Raw genomic sequence first — 16310 nt, 5'->3', positions numbered from 1 at the left:
TCAGACGGCGGCGAGCGCCTCGCGGTCGTCGTCGCGACGCTGCCCGGCGATGATGCGCTCCGCCTCGACGGCATCCGGATCCACGTCGAGGTAGCGTTCGAGGGAGTCGTCGAGCTCCTCGAGCCACGGCGTGTGGTGCACGACCGCGATGGTCCCCGTCATGACCGATTCGTACACGCGGTCGCGGTACCCCATGATGTCGTCCTTCTTGTCGCGCTTCCACGCGAGGAAGATCTCGACGACACGGTCGATGTCGAACTCGGGATAGTCCGTCAGCTGCAGCAGATCACGGATGTAGTCGGCCTGGAAGCGGATCTCCGCCGCGGCCGAGTCGATCTGCGCGAAGCGTGCACGCCACTCGACGATGGATGCTGCGCGCTCCTGCTCGTCGGGCATCGCGATGCGGCCGAGGATCAGATCGCGCACGAACCAGGCCTGCACGTCGAACATGTTGAACGTGAACCACTGATCCTGCGCGCCGAGGTAGGTCAGGCGCGGATTGCCCTGCCAGACCACACCGCGGTACAGGCCGTCGGGGTACACGTTGTTCGGTGACGAGAGCGCCAGGTCGTCGGGAAGGAACGGGTACTTGTGCAGGTATCCGGTGCACATGATCACCGCATCCACGTGCTTCGAGCTGCCGTCGGCGAAGAAGGCGACGCTCCCCTCGAAACGCTCGACGACCGGGCGCTCCTCGATGCCATCGGGCCAGTCGTAGCCCATCGGCGCCGAGCGGAAACTCGCGGTGACCGAGCGGGCCCCCATCTTGAAAGCCTGGCTGCCGATGTCCTCGGCCGAATAGCTGGCGCCGATCACGAGCACGTCCTTGTCGGCGAACGCCTCGGCGCCGCGGAAGTCGTGGGCATGGCTGATGTAGCCGGGGAAGGTCTCGATGCCGGCGAAGTCCGGCATGTGCGGGAACGAGAAGTGTCCGCTCGCGATGATCACACGGTCGAACTCGTCGGTGGTCGACTCGCCCGTCGGAAGGTGCTCGCTGGTGAGCGTGAACACCTGGCGGTCGGCGTCGAACTCGACCCAGCGCACCACGGTCTGGAAGCGGATCAGAGCCCGCACGTCGGTCTTCTCCAGCCGCCCGGCGATGTAGTCCCACAGCACCGGACGCGGGGGGTAGGAGGAGATGGGGCGGCCGAAGTGCTCGTCGAAGCTGTAGTCGGCGAACTCCAGTGCCTCTTTCGGGCCGTTCGACCACAGGTTGCGGTACATGCTGGAATGCACCGGTTCGCCGAATTCGTCGAGTCCGGTGCGCCAGGTGAAGTTCCACTGTCCGCCCCAGTCGGCCTGCTTCTCGAAGCAGACCAGGTCGGGGATCTCCGCCCCCGTGCGGGCCGCGGACTCGAAGGCCCGCAGTTGGGCCATCCCCGAGGGGCCGGCGCCGATGATCGCTACTCGTTCTCTACTCGTCACGTATCGTCCTCATACTCTTCAGTCATGTATCGGGCGCGGCCGCATCCGAACGAGGAACAGTTCAGTCCCGGCGGGAGCGGAATGCTCGACCTGCCCGAACGCGGCTGCTCTTCGACGTTATCAGTGTCGGCGGTCACCCCCGGGGCCCGTCCCGCCTGCACGATCGATCCCCGGATGCACGACGCGTCGTGGGTGTTGGGTCGCGCATCCGTTCCCGGATCGTGCAAACGTGCCAAGGGACGGGCGGAACGCGGGCCGTGGGCGGCCTCCAGGCGTTGCGATTACGCTGGTCGGCGGAGGGGTGCGCGGGGCAGTCCCCGCGCACGAACGAGGGAGACGCGAAAAACGATGAACGAGCCCGACGTGCAGAATCCGCCGACGATCTCCGCGCCCCCGCCCCCGCCCGCCCCCAGCTCCGCGCCAGTGGCCGCCGCCGCACCGGTACCCGCCCCGGCGCACCCACGGATGCCGAGATGGCCAGGGCGACCGAGGTCCTGCGGATCATCTCCTCCTCATACTCCGCGAAGATGGTCGGCCAGGAGCGGCTGCGCACCAGCCTGCTCGTCTCGCTCATCGCCGGCGGTCACATCCTGCTCGAGAGCGTCCCCGGCCTGGCCAAGACCACGGCGGCCAGCACCCTCGCCGACACCGTGAAGGCGCAGTTCAAGCGCATCCAGTGCACACCCGACCTGCTCCCGAGCGACATCACGGGAAACCAGATCTACGACGCCGCGACCGGCAGCTTCCGCACGGTGCTCGGCCCTGTGCACGCGAATTTCGTGCTCCTCGATGAGATCAACCGCTCGAGCGCGAAGACCCAGAGCGCCATGCTCGAGGCGATGCAGGAGCACCAGACCACGATCGGCGGCGAGATCCATCACCTGCCGAAGCCCTTCCTCGTGATCGCGACGCAGAACCCCATCGAGCAGGAGGGCACGTACGAACTCCCCGAGGCGCAGATGGACCGTTTCCTGCTGAAGGAGATCGTCGAGTACCCGAGCCCCGCCGAAGAGCTCGAGGTGCTCAGCCGCATCGACTCCGGCGTGCTGGATCCTGACAGGCATGTCGCCAGCGCGGTGAGCCTCGACGACGTGCACCTGCTCCAGGACGTCGCGAGCCGTATCTACGTCGACCCCGCGATCCGCAACTACATCGTGTCGATCGCCTATGTCACCAGGAACCCCGCGCCGTACATCGGCGAGGAGCGGGCGCGTTTCATCAAGTACGGCGCGAGCCCCCGTGCGAGCATCGCCTTCCTGCAGGCTTCGCGGGCGCTGGCACTGCTCAAGGGGCGCGCACACGTGCTCCCGGAAGACATCCGCGAACTCCGTCACCTCGTGCTGCGCCACCGCGTGCTGCTCACGTTCGAGGCCGATGCCGAGGGCATCCGCAGCGAGGAGATCATCGACCAGATCTTCGCGTCGGTCCCCACGCCCTGACGCGTCCATGGCCAGCCTGATCACCCAGGTGAAGAGCAAGCTCTTCATCCACTCGTCGCGCAAGTCGCTGCATGCGCTCGACGGCGCCTACGCGTCGCTGCTGCACGGCAGGAGCCTCGACTTCGAGGATCTGCGCAAGTACGAGTACGGCGATCAGGTGCGCGACATCGACTGGCGCGCGACCGCCCGACTCGGCACTCCGCTGGTCAAGCGCTCGCGGGCGACCCGCATGCACACCGTGATGTTCGTGGTCGACACCGGCCGCTCGATGTCGGCCCTCGCGGCGGACGAGCGTTCGAAGAAGGAGCTGGCGATCCTCGCGGCCGGCGTGCTCGGCGTGCTCACCCTGCGCCACGGCGACGACTTCACCACGGTGTACGGCGATGCCGCGAAAGTGCGGCGTCTCGCGCCCGGCCGTAGCGAAGGAGCGCTCGAACACACGCTGCGCACGATCGACCGCGCCATCGACCAGAGTGCGGCGCCGAGTGACCGTGACGCTCTGCTGTCGTTCGTGACGCGCACGATCTCGCGCCGCATGATCGTGGTCGTGATCACCGATGAGGCACCGGTCACGAGCGAGACCGAACGGATGCTGCGCCGTCTGTGCGTGCAGCACGATGTGCTGTGGCTCACCCTGCGCGACGCCGATCCGGTGCTGGACCACGCGACAGGTCGCCTCCGCGCCGACGTGGACAGTCGGTGGCAGGTGCCGGGCTTCGTGCAGGGCGACCGCGAGATCGTGCGGGAGCTGACAGCGCAGCGCGAAGCCGACGCCGCCCATCTCGCCGAACTCCTCACCCGGATGGAGATCAGCCACTCCTCCCTCGACGGGCAGGAAGACGCCGTCGCGCAGCTGCTGCAGCTGCTGAATCGGAGGTCGAATGCCCGGCTCTGACGAGCTCTACCCCCCGGCGCAGTACGGATGGGGATGGATGCTGCTCGCCATCGGCATCCTCATCCTCCTGGTGCTCGGAGCCTGGCTGCTGATGGTGCTCACCCGGCCACGGCGCACCCTGACCGTCGCGGACCCGGCCGTCGAGCACGCGCCGCTGATCGTCGATGTGCTGTCGCAGCTGCGCACCGAGTACTTCGCACGCATCGAACAGATCGAGACCGAATACCGCGAGCGCCGACTGCCCGCACGACAGGCGAACCTCGAGCTGAGCAAGGTCGTCCGCACCTTCGTGAACGAGTACAGTGGCTTGGAGGCTCCGGTGCTCACGCTCGACGACCTCGTGGCACGGGGCGTGCACCCTGCCCTGATCGACGCGTTGAGCAGGCACTACTACCCCAGCATCTTCCGCCCCGGTCCCTCGATCGACCCCGTCGCCGGGGCCGAGGCGGCGCGAACGGTGGTGCGCACATGGCACTAGCGAACGCGTGGATGCTGATCGCCGCAGTCGCCGTGGTCCTGGTCGCCCTCGCGGTCGGCGTCGTCGTCGGACTCCGCCGCAGCGGCCGCGCGCGCGGTGGCGACACGGCCCGCATCGCCAGAGCCGAGCGGCTGCGCGCACTGCCGACCTTCCGCCGCGCGCTGGCACGGCGGGCACTCGCCCTCTCCGGCATCCTGGCGCTCGGCGCGGTGACCACGATCGTGGCCGGTGTCGTCGCCGCCCGCCCGATGTCTGCGCAGACCATCCACCCGGTCAACACGAGCCGGGACATCATGCTGTGCCTCGACGTGTCCGGCTCCATGACCGAGGTGGACGTCGAGGTGCTCACGGTCTTCGACGAGCTGCTCGACGGTTTCGAAGGCGAGCGGATCGGTTTGACGATCTTCAACAGCTCCCCGGTGCAGATCTTCCCCCTCACCGACGACTACGACTTCATCCGCGAGCACCTGGCGAGCATGACGCAGAGCTTCGACTACGTCGATCAGGTCCCGGAGCATTGGGTGGGCACTCTGAACGGAGACGGTGCCTCCCTGATCGGCGATGGACTCGCCGCCTGCACGATGGGCTTCGATCGCCCCGACGACGAGCGCTCGCGATCGGTCATCTTCGCCACGGACAACGAGGTCAACGGCGCCTCGATCGTGACTCTCGAGGAGGCGGCTGCGTACGCGGCGGCGAAGGACGTGCGCGTCTTCGCGCTGAATCCGGTGCAGGGCAAGGATGCGGATGTCAGCGCCGAGCTCGCCGCCGCCGCCGAGGCGACCGGCGGTGCCGCGTTCGGGCTGCGCGACACGACGACGGTCTCCGACATCGTCGCCCAGGTGCAGGAGCAGGAGGCTACCGCGCTGCGCGGGGAGGCGCAGGTGGTCTGGACGGACACGCCGAACCTCTGGATCGCGCTGCTGTCGGTGGGCGTCCTGGCGTTCGTCGTGGTGCTGTGGAGGGTGCGACTGTGATCTTCCAGCCGGTCCTCAACCCGTTGCTCATCGCGCTGCTGTGCCTACCGGTCGCCGCGCTCGTGATCTGGATCATCGTGCGACCGTCGGCATCGACCGGAATCACGGTGTCCGACTCGCGCACCCGTGCCGGGCACCGTGCGCTGTGGGTGATGCGTCTGGTGCTGGTGCTCGCCTGCGCCACGATGCTGCTGCGACCGGGCATCCCCGGGGGCGCGACGCAGACGCTCGCCACCGACACCGACATCGTGCTCGTCGTCGACACGACCGCGAGCATCGTCGCCGAGGACTGGGCCGACGACGAGCCCCGCCTCGACGGCATCCGCGAGGACGTGCGCGCGCTGGTCGAGGAGTACCCGGGCGCGCGCTTCGCGCTCATCACCTCGGATGCCGCAGCCGAACTGCGGATGCCGTTGACGACCGACACCACCGCGCTGATGGGTTCGCTCGACGTGCTGCGCCCCGAGGTCACCAGCCAGTCCCGTGGCAGCTCGATCGGCGTCGCGGCGCCCCTGCTGTCGGAGACACTCGCGTCGGCGGCGTCCTCGTCGCCCGACCGCTCCCGGATGGTGTTCTACTTCGGCGACGGCGAGCAGACGGTCGAGTCGGAGCCGGAGTCGTTCAGTGCGAGCGCGGAGTACACCGACGCCGGCGCCGTCTTCGGGTACGGCACCGTCGAGGGTGGACCGATGCGCATCACCACCGGCGGACTCTCCGACGACGGTGCCGACTACATCCAGTACGAGGGTTCCGATGCGCTCTCGGTGATCGACGAGACGAACCTCGAAGCGATCGGCGAGCAGCTCGGCGTGGACTATCAGCATCGGACGGCCGATGCCGCACCCGTGCTTCCCGAGGCACCATCGACCACGACGAACTACGCGGAGTCGGGCGAGGTCGGCAACGTCACGGAGCTCTACTGGATCGCGGCACTGGTCGCCCTGCTCATCCTCGGCGTCGAGGTGGCCCGCGCCACGGTGCTGATCGTCCAACTCCGCGGGCTCCGCGCTCCGCGCCATCCGGGACGGTGATCGCACCGGCGTCCGCTGCGAGGAGGGGACCTACTCGAAGCCGGGGTAGTCCTGCAGTTTCGTCTCGAACTCGGCCCGGTCGGCCTCGCTGAGCACACCGCTGGCGATGACCACGAGCTGCAACCCCTCCAGAGGTTCTCCGGTACGAGCGTTCTGCGCCTCGCGTGCGGCGCGGAATCCGCCGTCGGTGTCCTGGGAGAGGTCGTAGATGTTGGCGTAGAACCGCAACGGGTCCGGATAGTTCTCGGTGTAGTACTCCCACGTATGCTGAGTGCGCGGGTCGTCGCTGCCGTAGAGCTTCGCGATCATCCCCTGGTCGATGCCGGAGTTCGTCGGGTCGTTGAAGGAGTACAGCTCCCACAGTCCGCTCTGCACGACGACGTCGTCGATGACGGCCATGACCTCGAGCTTGCGGTCGTAGTCCTGAATCGGCTGCTCGGTCGCCCAGGAGGCAGAGGTGTACTCGACGAGCATGGACTCGCCGCCGTAGCCGTTGCGCTCAGGTCGGAGATCCTCGTCTCCGACCTGTGTCCACGTGTAGCCGAACTCCTCGGTGAGCCGTGCGCGGATGTCGGAGAACAGGCTCTCGGACTGCGCGCGGACCTCGTCCAGCGACTGCTGCGCGAGCGTCTCCTGGGGGTCGGTGCCCTTGATGCCGGGATAGGCCTCGGCATGCTTCTGGGCCGCCGACTTCGTGCCTTCGTAGTTGCCGGATGCGGAGGTCTGCAACGCGCTCATGCCGCCGACGGTGGCGACGTTGAACAGCGCGGCGACGACGAGTGCGATCGCCCCGAGAGTGCGCCCTCGCGCCGAGAACAGCGCGGCCACGATCGTCGCCGCGACCACGAGCTGCACCGTGAGCATCGTGACCCCGTAGAGGATGTCCGTGCCCCCGGCGAACAGTGTGCCGAGCAGGACGAGTGCGAACAGGACGGACGCCGCGAGGGCGATCCACCCGAGAGCGTTCGCGGGCTTCTTCTGGTCTGCCGGGGTCGTGGTCTCGATGGGCGCGGCGACGGGTGCCGCAAGCGGTGACGGGACGGAGGCGGGTGCCGTCCCAGATGCGTGGCGTCGCGCGCCGCGATAACCGCCAGGGGGTGGCACAGGAGGTGCGCCTTCTGTGCCGGCGATGTAGCGCGCGCGCTGCTTCTCGTGGTCCATCACCACGGTCTGTCCGTTCCGGAGCCGCCGGGGTCGTCGCCCTGCTGCTGGTCGCGTTCCTGTGTGCCCTGCTCGAGCTTGTCCTGGAGCCCCTGCAGCTTGTCCTCAGAGGGCTGCTCGTTCTCCTCCGGCTGCGGCTGGGGTTGCTCCTGCTGCTCTTGCTCCTGTTGCTTCTGCTTCAGCCGGTCTTCGGTGCCGTCGAGGGTGTCCGACATGTCGCGCTGCGGATCGGAGGACTGCTGCTGCGCCTGATCGCTGTGGCACTCCTCCGGTGTCTCGACCGTCACGGTCAGCGCCTGTCCGTACAGGTCGGCGGCAGTCGCACCGTCTCCGTCGGCCCGCGCCGCATCCCCCATCCGCTCGAGGACCAGGGCGAGGTTGATCCGGACCCCGCACACCTCGAGCCCGGTCGCCAGGTCGAGCGCCTCTTCCAGTTCCGCCCTGGCTTCGGGCAGCTGCTCCGCGGCTCCGAGTGCGGTGCCGATGTTGAACGGGGCCTTGTACGGCTCGAACCAGTTCAGGAAGTCCTGTCCGCGCGCCGATCCCTCGGCTCCCGCGAAATCGTCGACCACATAGGCGGTGATCGCCTGATGGGCGAACGCGTACATGCTCAGCAGCTTGCCCACGAAGAGCAACGCGGCGAGTGTGAGCGGGAGAGTGCCGATCACGACCCACCGGCGGACAGCGCGACGGCGACGGTTCGATCGGAGCAGCGCGGCCGCGTCCCCTGATCCGTCCTGGGTTTCATGGGCCGGGGCTGCGGGGCGTGTCGAAAGACCTGTCACGCCGCACCCCCTCACCGTTCGTCGACCGCACCGCGGACAAGGAATGTTCCCGGGAGCGGCACGAACGAAGCGGTGAACATCCTATCCGCGCAACCTTCCGGCGACGCACAGCCGGCCCCGGGGGTTTCCTCCCGGGGCCGGCTGAGTCGCATCCCTAGTTGGTCGGGGCCAACGTGAACAGGGAGCGGCTTATCGGTGTGGCAGCGCAGTTGTTCTGCACGAATGCTGCACCGTCAGCGGTGTTCCCGTCTTGCAGCGTGAGGCACTTCCCGGAATGAGACGCGATGAGCTGGTTGTAGCCGTTCAGCGACAGCTTCAGGCTCCAGTAGTGGTTCTGCTGTTCGCTGCAGGTCCATTGGACGACGCGTGCCCCATCGTCGACGCTCGGACCGGACACGGCGAGACAGGCACCGGGCGCGGCGTTCTTCAGCTGGAAGGTACCGTCGCCCTTCGGGACCATCGTCCACTGCTGCGACGGCGAGTCCGCGATGGTCTGCTGAACCGTCGGCGAATCGGTGCCGTTCACGCCGACGGCCTTCCCGCTGTCACTCGCCACGATCCTCACCTTGCCCGCCGGGGCCAACATGAACTGCGAGGAAGTTGCCGGCGTGGCAGAGCAGTCCTTCTGGATGAACGCCGCTCCGTCGGCGGTGATGCACTTCCCGGAGTGCGACGCGATGAGCTGAGCGTACCCACCATCCGCCTGCTTCAGGCTCCACAGGAAGTTGGGGTCGTCGTAACACGTCCACTGGATGACCTTCGCGCCGTCGTCGACGCTCCGATCCGCCACGGCAAGACACGCTCCCGTCGCTGCATTCTTCAGCAGGAACTTGCCGTTCGCCCGCGGCACCATCGTCCAGCGCTGCGACGTGGAATCCGTGACCGTCTGCGGAACCGTCGGAGAGACGGTCCCGTCCACGCCGATCGCCTTGCCGCTGTCTCGTGCCATGAGCGCGAGCTGTCCGGTCGGACTCAGTGTGAACTGCGAACGCGTGGCGGGTGTGGCCGCACAGTCGTTCTGGATGAATGCTGCACCATCGGCCGTGTTGCCGTCTTGAAGGGTGACGCACTTCCCGGACTGAGAGCCGACGAGCTGGCTGTAGCCGCCGTCCACCTGCTTCAGACTCCACAGGAAGTTGGGATCTTCGGTGCAGGTCCACTGAAGGATCCGCGCGCCGTCTGTGAGGCTATGGTCCGAGACCGCAAGACACGCTCCCGTCGCGGCGTTCTTCAGCAGGAACTTCCCGCCTGCCCGCGGCACCATCGTCCACCGTTGCGACGGCGACGACACGCCCGAGATGCTCTGCTGAACCGTCGGCGAATCAGTGCCGTTCACTCCGACGGCTTTCCCGCTGTCACGCGCTACGAGCGCGATCTGCCCCGTCGGGAGGGTGGGAGCGACGATAGCGGCGCTCGTCGCGGCGTTACCGTTGCCGTCCTTTGCAACCACCGTGTAGGTCTGCGGAGTGCCGGCGGGCGCTGCCGGGTCCGCGAGATGAACGATCGGTCGCTTCCACCAGGTCGCGTCCATCTTGGTGGTCGCGACCGGCGCCGCTGTTCCGTTGCGGTAGAGCTCGTATGTCAGAGACATATCGTCGCGATCCCAAGTGGCGGGGATGGAGATGCTCACGCTGTGCGGAGCGTCAGCGGTCCGCACCACATTGCCCTTCCACTTGTCACCCGAGACACGAGGTCCGTCCTTCGGACCACCCGGAGGCGTCGTCGAGAAGCGCACGAGACCTTCGAACTGCCCGTTGTTGACAGACCGGAACTCGCCACCGATGGAGATCATGTTGCCCGTACCGGTGATCGACAGACCGGCCTGACCCAGGCCCGAGGTCACGCCCACGGCGAAGTCGGGTGTCCAGGCGTACGCGGAGGGCGCTGGCATACCCGCCCAATCCGTGTAGTGGGAGAGGTTCGTCTGGGTTCCCAGCGTTCCGCGCGCGTCGGCGGTGTATGCCTCGGCGTAGTGGAACGCACTCGGGCTCTGCTCCGGCTGCAGATTCATCGTGCTGCAGGTGTGAGTGTGGCCGGTCGCGTAGACCACCTTGCCGGTGGAGTAGATGCCGTAGTGATCTCCGAGGCAGTCGGCGAGCCAACGGATCTTGCCCGTGCCGGCATCCAGCGCGAAGGTGCCCTCGACGTTGCCTTCGACGCTGAGGCCGTAGGACCAGCCGGTGCCGTACACGCCGTTGGCGTCGACTGCGAGAGCGAAGATTCCGGTCATCCCGTTGTCGACGCCTCCGTTGACCCCGTTGTGGATCGTCTTGGACGCCTGCCACGCAGTGTCCACCGCACCAGTGGTCTTGTCGACGGCACCGATGCCGTTCTGCCCGGTGTCACCGCTGATCTGCGAGAAGCGTCCGCCGATGATCGTGTCTGTGCCGGCCGGATCCATGACCATCGCGTCGACCTGGAGATCGGTCTGCGGCGCCCACGGCAGCAACGCACCGGTGGACGAGTTGAACGCCGTCAGGTTCTTTCGCGCCGTCCCGTTCGCCTGGGTGAACAGGCCACCCGCGTACACGGTGGATCCGGACGTGGTCAGCGCGTAGACGCCGGATCCGCCGATGGAGGGGGCGAAGCCCGGAACCAGTTCTCCCGTGTTGGCGTCGAGGGCCGCGATATTCCATCGCGCCTGCCCGTTCACGGAGCTGAACGAGCCGCCGATGTAGATCCGGGTCCCGTCGGGCGACGCGGCCACAGCCTTGATCACACCGTTGACCTTGGGGGCGAACGGCAGCAACGCGCCGGTGTTGATGTCATACGCGAGCACGTTCGACCGTGCCGTCAATGCCGTTCCGGGCGCTGCCTTCGGCTCCCGCGCGTTGTCGAACTTTCCGACGGCGTAGACGGTCGATCCGATCGTGGTCTGCGCCCACACGTAGCCGTTGTCGATCTGCACCGTCGGAATCGGATCCGACGTGACGACGTTGGCGTCGCGCTGCAGCAGCGGCGGCATGTCGGGCGACACATCCGCCACCGCCGCTCCTCCGCCGAGTGAGACCAGTCCGGCCACGACCAACATCCCGACGACGGCGCCGATGGCCGTTTTTCGGGCGCGCCGCAGCGCGAGGTTCTTTCCCATGATTTGTATCCCCAGTTATCAGCTGTCGACCTTCGCGCCGACAGGACACCGCCGTGTGATCCGAGCCGCGCCAGCTTCCCCAGAAAGCTCTGCGACGCGGGAGAACACCTCGACGACGTGTGGCTGTGGGCACGATAGCCGACAGCGGGTAACACAATAGCATCGAAAACGTGGAGTGCAACTCAGGTTCGGTTGCCCGTTGAGAGCGGACAGACAAAGCCGGCCCCGGGTCACCCCGGGGCCGGCCATAGTGCTCCTTCTGTGTTCTCAGAGCACGAGGTTGCGCAGGTCTACGGAAGAGTTGGAGTTCGGAGCGTCGCAGGCAGCCTGCACGAACTTCGTCCCGTCTGCGATGTTCCCGTTCTCGAGCGCGAGGCACTTGCCGGAGTGGGCAGCCACGAGTTGGCTGTGGCCGTTACCGAGGTCTCTCACGTTCCAAAGAGTGCTGGACAGGTTGGTGCAGGCGGTGGTGACGATCGGAGCGCCGTCATCGACACTCGCGCCGGACACCCCGAGGCACCCGCCGCGAGTCCCGTAGTACGCGTTCCGCACCTGAACGGTGCCGTTGGCCTGCGGAAGGACCCACCACTGCTGCGTCCGATCCTGCGTGACCGGCTGCGTGACCGGCGGAAGGTCATTGCCCACCGCCCCCATCGCCTTCCCGCTGACCGACGAGACGATCAGGACCTCGCGGGACGTCTGCTGAACCGGGTCGGGGCCCGTGTACGGTGCGGGCCCGTTGATGACCGCGCTCGTCGCCGTGTTGCCGTTGCCATCCTTCGCGACGACCGTGTACGACAGCTGCTGATGGCCGGAGGACGTGGAGTCGACGAGCTGGATGTTCGGCCGGTTCCACCGTGTGGTCGAGGCCGCAGCCGTCGCGACAGGGGTCGTTCCGCCCGCGCGATAGAGCTCGTAGTAGAGCCCCAGGTCGTCGCGGTCCCAGTTGGCAGGAATGGTGACAGTGGTGCTGTCGACGTTCGCATCGGGACGCACTGCGGTGCCGGTCCAATCGGCGCCAGACACGCGGGGGCCTTGCTTCGCCCCTCCAGGAGGTGTCGTCGAGAAGCGCACGAGCCCTTCGAACTGGCCGTTGTTCACCGACCGGAACTCGCCACCGATCGAGATCATGTTCCCAGTGCCGGTGATCGAGAGACCAGCCTGGCCCAACCCGGAGGTCGTGCCGACGGCCCAGTCCGGGGCCCACTGATACGCCGACGGTGCCGGGTTACCAGCCCAGTCCGTGTACCCAGCGACCTGGTTGTGCGAGAGAGTTCCCCGCGCGTCAGCGGTGTATGCCTCCGCGTACTGGTTCACGTGCGGAGTCGTCTCGGTGAACTGCCCCATCGTCGCGCAGGCGTGCATGTGGCTCGTGGTGTACACGACCTTCCCTGTCGAATAGACCCCGTAGTGATCGCCGTGGCAGTCCGCGACCCAACGGATCGCGCCGGTCCCAGGCTCTGCGGCGAACGTCCCCTCGAAGATCGAGTTGCCCCACCCGGTACCGTAGACGCCGGTCGCGTCCGTCGCGAGACTGAAGATGCCGCCGATCCCGGTGGTGAGGTTGATGCCCTTCACGGTCTTGGAGAGCAACCAGGAGGTGTCCAGCGCACCTGTCGACATGTTCACCGCGGCCGACCCGACCACTTCACTGCCGTTCACGTGGGTGAAGCGTCCTCCGACGATGGCGTTCGTGCCTGCCGGGTCGATCACCATCGCGTCGACCTGCTGATCCGGCTGTGGCGCCCAGCTCAGCACCGCCCCCGTTGACGCGTCGAACGCGGCGAGGTTCTTCCGCGCGACGCCGTTCGCCTGCGTGAACAGACCGCCCGCGTACACGGTGGATCCGGCCGTGGTCAGGGCATACACGCCCGAACCACCGATGGAGGGGACGACTCCAGGAACCAGCTCGCCGGTCTGTGCGTTGATGGCCGCGAAGTTGTTGCGCTCCTGCCCGTTCACGGAGTTGAACGAGCCGCCGATGTAGATCCGGGTGCCGTCGGGCGACGCGGCCACAGCCTTGATCACACCGTTGACCTTGGGGGCGAACGGCAGCAACGCGCCGGTGTTGATGTCATACGCGAGCACGTTCGACCGTGCCGTCAATGCCGTTCCGGGCGCTGCCTTCGGCTCCCGCGCGTTGTCGAACTTTCCAACCGCGTACACCGTCGATCCGATCGTCGTCTGCGCCCAGACGTAGCCGTTGTCGATCTGCACCGTCGGAATCGGATCCGCGGAAACGACATTGCTGTCGCGCTGCAGCATCGGCGGGACGTCCGGCGAGACAGCCGCCTCCGCCGCACCGCCCAACGAGGCCAGGCCGGCCACTATCAAAGCCCCGACGACGGCACCGACGGCCGCCTTCCGGGCGCGCTTCCGCGCGAAACTCTTACCCATTTCTTACTCCCAGTATTGGCTGCCGACATCGGGCCGGCACGCATCGCTGCCCCCGCCGCGCCGATGCGTCTCCCCTCACACGGCACGACTCTCGGTTTCACGAATCCCCATCGCAGACATATCGACCTGCAACGTGTAACACGCTAGCAGAGTGCGACGAAGGCATCACGAGGTATCGCTCCCGCCAGCGGCGAACTCGTTCCAGCGGCGAGCAGCTCGGCGGGAACACGAAAGCCGGCCCCGGTATCCCCGGGGCCGGCTCCGTGTCGCTCACTCAGCCAGGAGGCCGCAGGTACATACGCGAGTACGAGTTCGCCGCATCACACGAGGCCTGCACGTAGGTCGCGCCCTCCGCCGTGTTCCCGTTCGCCAGGGTGAGGCACTTGCCGGAATGCGCGGCGACGAGCTGCACATCGCCGTTGCCGATGTCCCTCACGTTCCAGACAGTGTTGGACGGATCCGCACACGACGACTGGACGATCTGTGCACCCTCGTCGACGCTCCCCCCGGAAACCCCCAGGCATGTCGCATACAAGGGGCTCCTCAGCTGGAGAGACCCGTCAGCTCGCCAGACCGTCCACCACTGCATCGACCGGTTGAGGGAGATCGTCTGCGCGAAAGGAACGGAGTTGGCGTAGGGTGCTCCGATCGCCTTGCCGCTGAGTCGTGAGACGATCAGCTTCGTCACGAAGGAGTGGTCCACGGGCGTGCCCGGGTCTCCTCCGCCGCCCACACCCGGGGCGGGACCGGTGATCGCGGCACTCGAAGCCGTGTTGCCGTTGCCATCCTTCGCGACGACCGTGTAGGTCTGCTGCTGGCCACCGGAGGGCGTCGAGTCGACGAGCTGGATGTTCGGTCGGTTCCACCAGGTGGTCGAGGCCGCAGCCGTCGCGACAGGGGTCGTTCCGCCCACGCGATAGAGCTCGTAGTAGAGCGCCAGGTCGTCGCGGTCCCAGTTCGCAGGGATGTTGACGGTCACGCTGTCGGCGTTCGCATCAGGACGAGTCGCGGAGCCGGTCCAGCTGGCACCCGAGACGCGGGGGCCCTGCTTCGCCCCTCCGGGAGGAGTGGTCGAGAAGCGCACGAGCCCTTCGAACTGCCCGTTGTTCACCGACCGGAACTCGCCACCGATCGAGATCATGTTCCCAGTGCCCGTGATCGACAGACCGGCCTGCCCCAGGCCCGAGGTCACACCGACTGACCAGTCGGGCGTCCAGACGTATGCCGACGGTGAAGGAGTACCCGCCCAGTTCGCGTAGTCGGGAGTTCTCGGCTGCGTCCCCAGCGTCCCGCGAGCATCGGCGGTGTACGCCTCCGCGTAGGTGTAACGCGTCGGGTTCTGCTCTGAATGCTGACCCATCGTGGGGCACGAGTGCATGTGACTCGTGGTGTAGACCACCTTGCCGGTCGAATACACGCCGTAGTGGTCGCCCAGGCAATCCGCGATCCAACGCACCTGCCCGGTGCCCGCCTCGGCCGCGAACGTCCCCTCCAGGTTGCCCGTCGCGACATTGGCCTGCACCCACCCGGTGCCGTACACGGCGGTGGAGTCGGCGGTGAGGCTGAAGATGCCGGCCTTGCCGGCGTACGTACCCGTCGCCGCACCGTTCTTGACAGTCCTCGGCAACGCCCAGGCGGTATCCAACGCGCCCGTGTTCTTGTCGAGCGCGGCGGAACCGCGCATGGACAGGTCGCCGTTCACCTGCGAGAAGCGCCCACCGGCGATGACATTGTTGCCTGCCGGATCCATCACCATCGCGTCGACCTGCAGGTCGGTCTGCGGCGCCCAGTTCAGCACCGCGCCGCTCGAGGTGTCGAACGCCGCGAGGTTCCGCCGCCCTACTCCGTTCGCCTGCGTGAACAGGCCACCTGCGTAGATGGTCGGTCCCGACGTCGCCAGCGCGAACACGCCCGAACCACCGATCGAGGGCACGACACCCGGAACCAGCTCGCCGGTCTGTGCGTTGATGACCGCGATGTTGTTGCGCTCCTGCCCGTTCACCGAGCTGAACGAGCCGCCGATATAGATGCGGCTCCCGTCCGGCGACGCCGTCACGGCCCTGATCACACCGTTCACCTGCGGAGCGAACGGCAACAGCGCACCCGTGTTGATGTCGTACGCCAGCAGGTTCGAGCGACCTGTCAGCGCGGTTCCGGGCGCTGCGCCGGGCTCTCGGGCGTTGTCGAACCGTCCGCCCGCGTACACCGTCGATCCGATGGTGGTCTGCGCCCAGACGTAGCCGTTGTCGATCTGCACCGTCGGAATCGGATCCGCCGTCGCGACGTTGCCGTCACGCTGCAACATGGGCGGCACGGACGGCGAGACATCCGCCTCCGCCGCCGCACCACCCAACGAGGCCAGTCCGGCCACTATCAAAGCCCCGACGACGGCACCGACGGCCGCCTTCCGGGCGCGCTTCCGCGCGGAGTCTTTACCCATTTCCTACTCCCAGTACTGTGTGCCGACGTCGGGCCGACACGCATCGCAGTGCAGTCCGAGCCGAGAAAGCCCCCCATGACACGCTCGGCGTACAACCACGAATCCCCATCACAAGCCGATTAACCTGCAACACGTAACACGCTAGCAGTGGACTGATCGCCTCGGATGGGGACTTTTGTCTCGACCTGCGT

11 protein-coding genes are annotated in these 16310 nt (G+C 67.1%); 5 read left to right on the top strand and 6 right to left on the bottom strand.

Translation table 11 applies throughout. The features are described from left to right. Positions 1-1425: an NAD(P)-binding domain-containing protein gene (locus tag K1X59_RS00480; protein ID WP_258566984.1), complete on the bottom strand. Its 1425-nt coding sequence runs from the start codon at positions 1423-1425 to the stop codon at positions 1-3. Between the two features lie 473 nt (positions 1426-1898). On the opposite strand from K1X59_RS00480, the gene K1X59_RS00475 reads away from it, so the two are divergent. Genes K1X59_RS00475 through K1X59_RS00455 form a run of 5 tightly spaced genes read left to right on the top strand, consistent with a single transcriptional unit; the run spans position 1899 to position 6245 of the window. Then, the gene (locus tag K1X59_RS00475) at positions 1899-2864 is read left to right on the top strand and encodes a MoxR family ATPase (protein ID WP_183151450.1); all 966 of its coding nucleotides are present in this window, start codon (positions 1899-1901) and stop codon (positions 2862-2864) included. 7 nt (positions 2865-2871) lie between these two features. Next, complete coding sequence (locus K1X59_RS00470; RefSeq protein ID WP_183151449.1) at positions 2872-3759, top strand: DUF58 domain-containing protein; 888 nt, start codon at positions 2872-2874, stop codon at positions 3757-3759. After that, positions 3746-4237, top strand: a complete 492-nt coding sequence (locus K1X59_RS00465) for a hypothetical protein (RefSeq protein WP_183151448.1) — start codon at positions 3746-3748, stop codon at positions 4235-4237. The genes K1X59_RS00470 and K1X59_RS00465 overlap by 14 nt, the downstream gene beginning before the upstream one ends. Continuing rightward, the gene (locus K1X59_RS00460; protein ID WP_244632281.1) at positions 4228-5214 is read left to right on the top strand and encodes a VWA domain-containing protein; all 987 of its coding nucleotides are present in this window, start codon (positions 4228-4230) and stop codon (positions 5212-5214) included. Before K1X59_RS00465 ends, K1X59_RS00460 begins: the two co-directional genes overlap by 10 nt. Then, complete coding sequence (locus tag K1X59_RS00455; protein ID WP_183151447.1) at positions 5211-6245, top strand: VWA domain-containing protein; 1035 nt, start codon at positions 5211-5213, stop codon at positions 6243-6245. The genes K1X59_RS00460 and K1X59_RS00455 overlap by 4 nt, the downstream gene beginning before the upstream one ends. Before the next feature lie 30 nt (positions 6246-6275). Here the strand turns inward: K1X59_RS00455 and K1X59_RS00450 are convergent, their stop codons facing one another. From K1X59_RS00450 to K1X59_RS00430, 5 genes are all read right to left on the bottom strand, one after another. Next, positions 6276-7406, bottom strand: a complete 1131-nt coding sequence (locus tag K1X59_RS00450; RefSeq protein ID WP_183152713.1) for a hypothetical protein — start codon at positions 7404-7406, stop codon at positions 6276-6278. Then, positions 7406-8074 carry a tetratricopeptide repeat protein gene (locus K1X59_RS00445; protein ID WP_244632280.1) on the bottom strand — a complete coding sequence of 223 codons (669 nt, stop codon included), beginning with the start codon at positions 8072-8074 and terminating at the stop codon, positions 7406-7408. The genes K1X59_RS00450 and K1X59_RS00445 overlap by 1 nt, the downstream gene beginning before the upstream one ends. A gap of 271 nt (positions 8075-8345) precedes the next feature. After that, the gene (locus tag K1X59_RS00440; RefSeq protein ID WP_183151445.1) at positions 8346-11282 is read right to left on the bottom strand and encodes an RICIN domain-containing protein; all 2937 of its coding nucleotides are present in this window, start codon (positions 11280-11282) and stop codon (positions 8346-8348) included. Between the two features lie 267 nt (positions 11283-11549). Next, positions 11550-13679, bottom strand: coding sequence for an RICIN domain-containing protein (locus K1X59_RS00435; RefSeq protein ID WP_183151444.1), 2130 nt, complete (start codon positions 13677-13679; stop codon positions 11550-11552). A gap of 274 nt (positions 13680-13953) precedes the next feature. Further along, positions 13954-16119, bottom strand: coding sequence for an RICIN domain-containing protein (locus tag K1X59_RS00430; RefSeq protein ID WP_183151443.1), 2166 nt, complete (start codon positions 16117-16119; stop codon positions 13954-13956). Between the last annotated feature and the right edge of the window lie 191 nt (positions 16120-16310).

Origin of the sequence: Microbacterium sp. Se5.02b, from assembly GCF_019464375.1 — a bacterium.
GTDB lineage: Bacteria > Actinomycetota > Actinomycetes > Actinomycetales > Microbacteriaceae > Microbacterium.
This window is presented reverse-complemented; position numbering and strand designations above follow the sequence as displayed.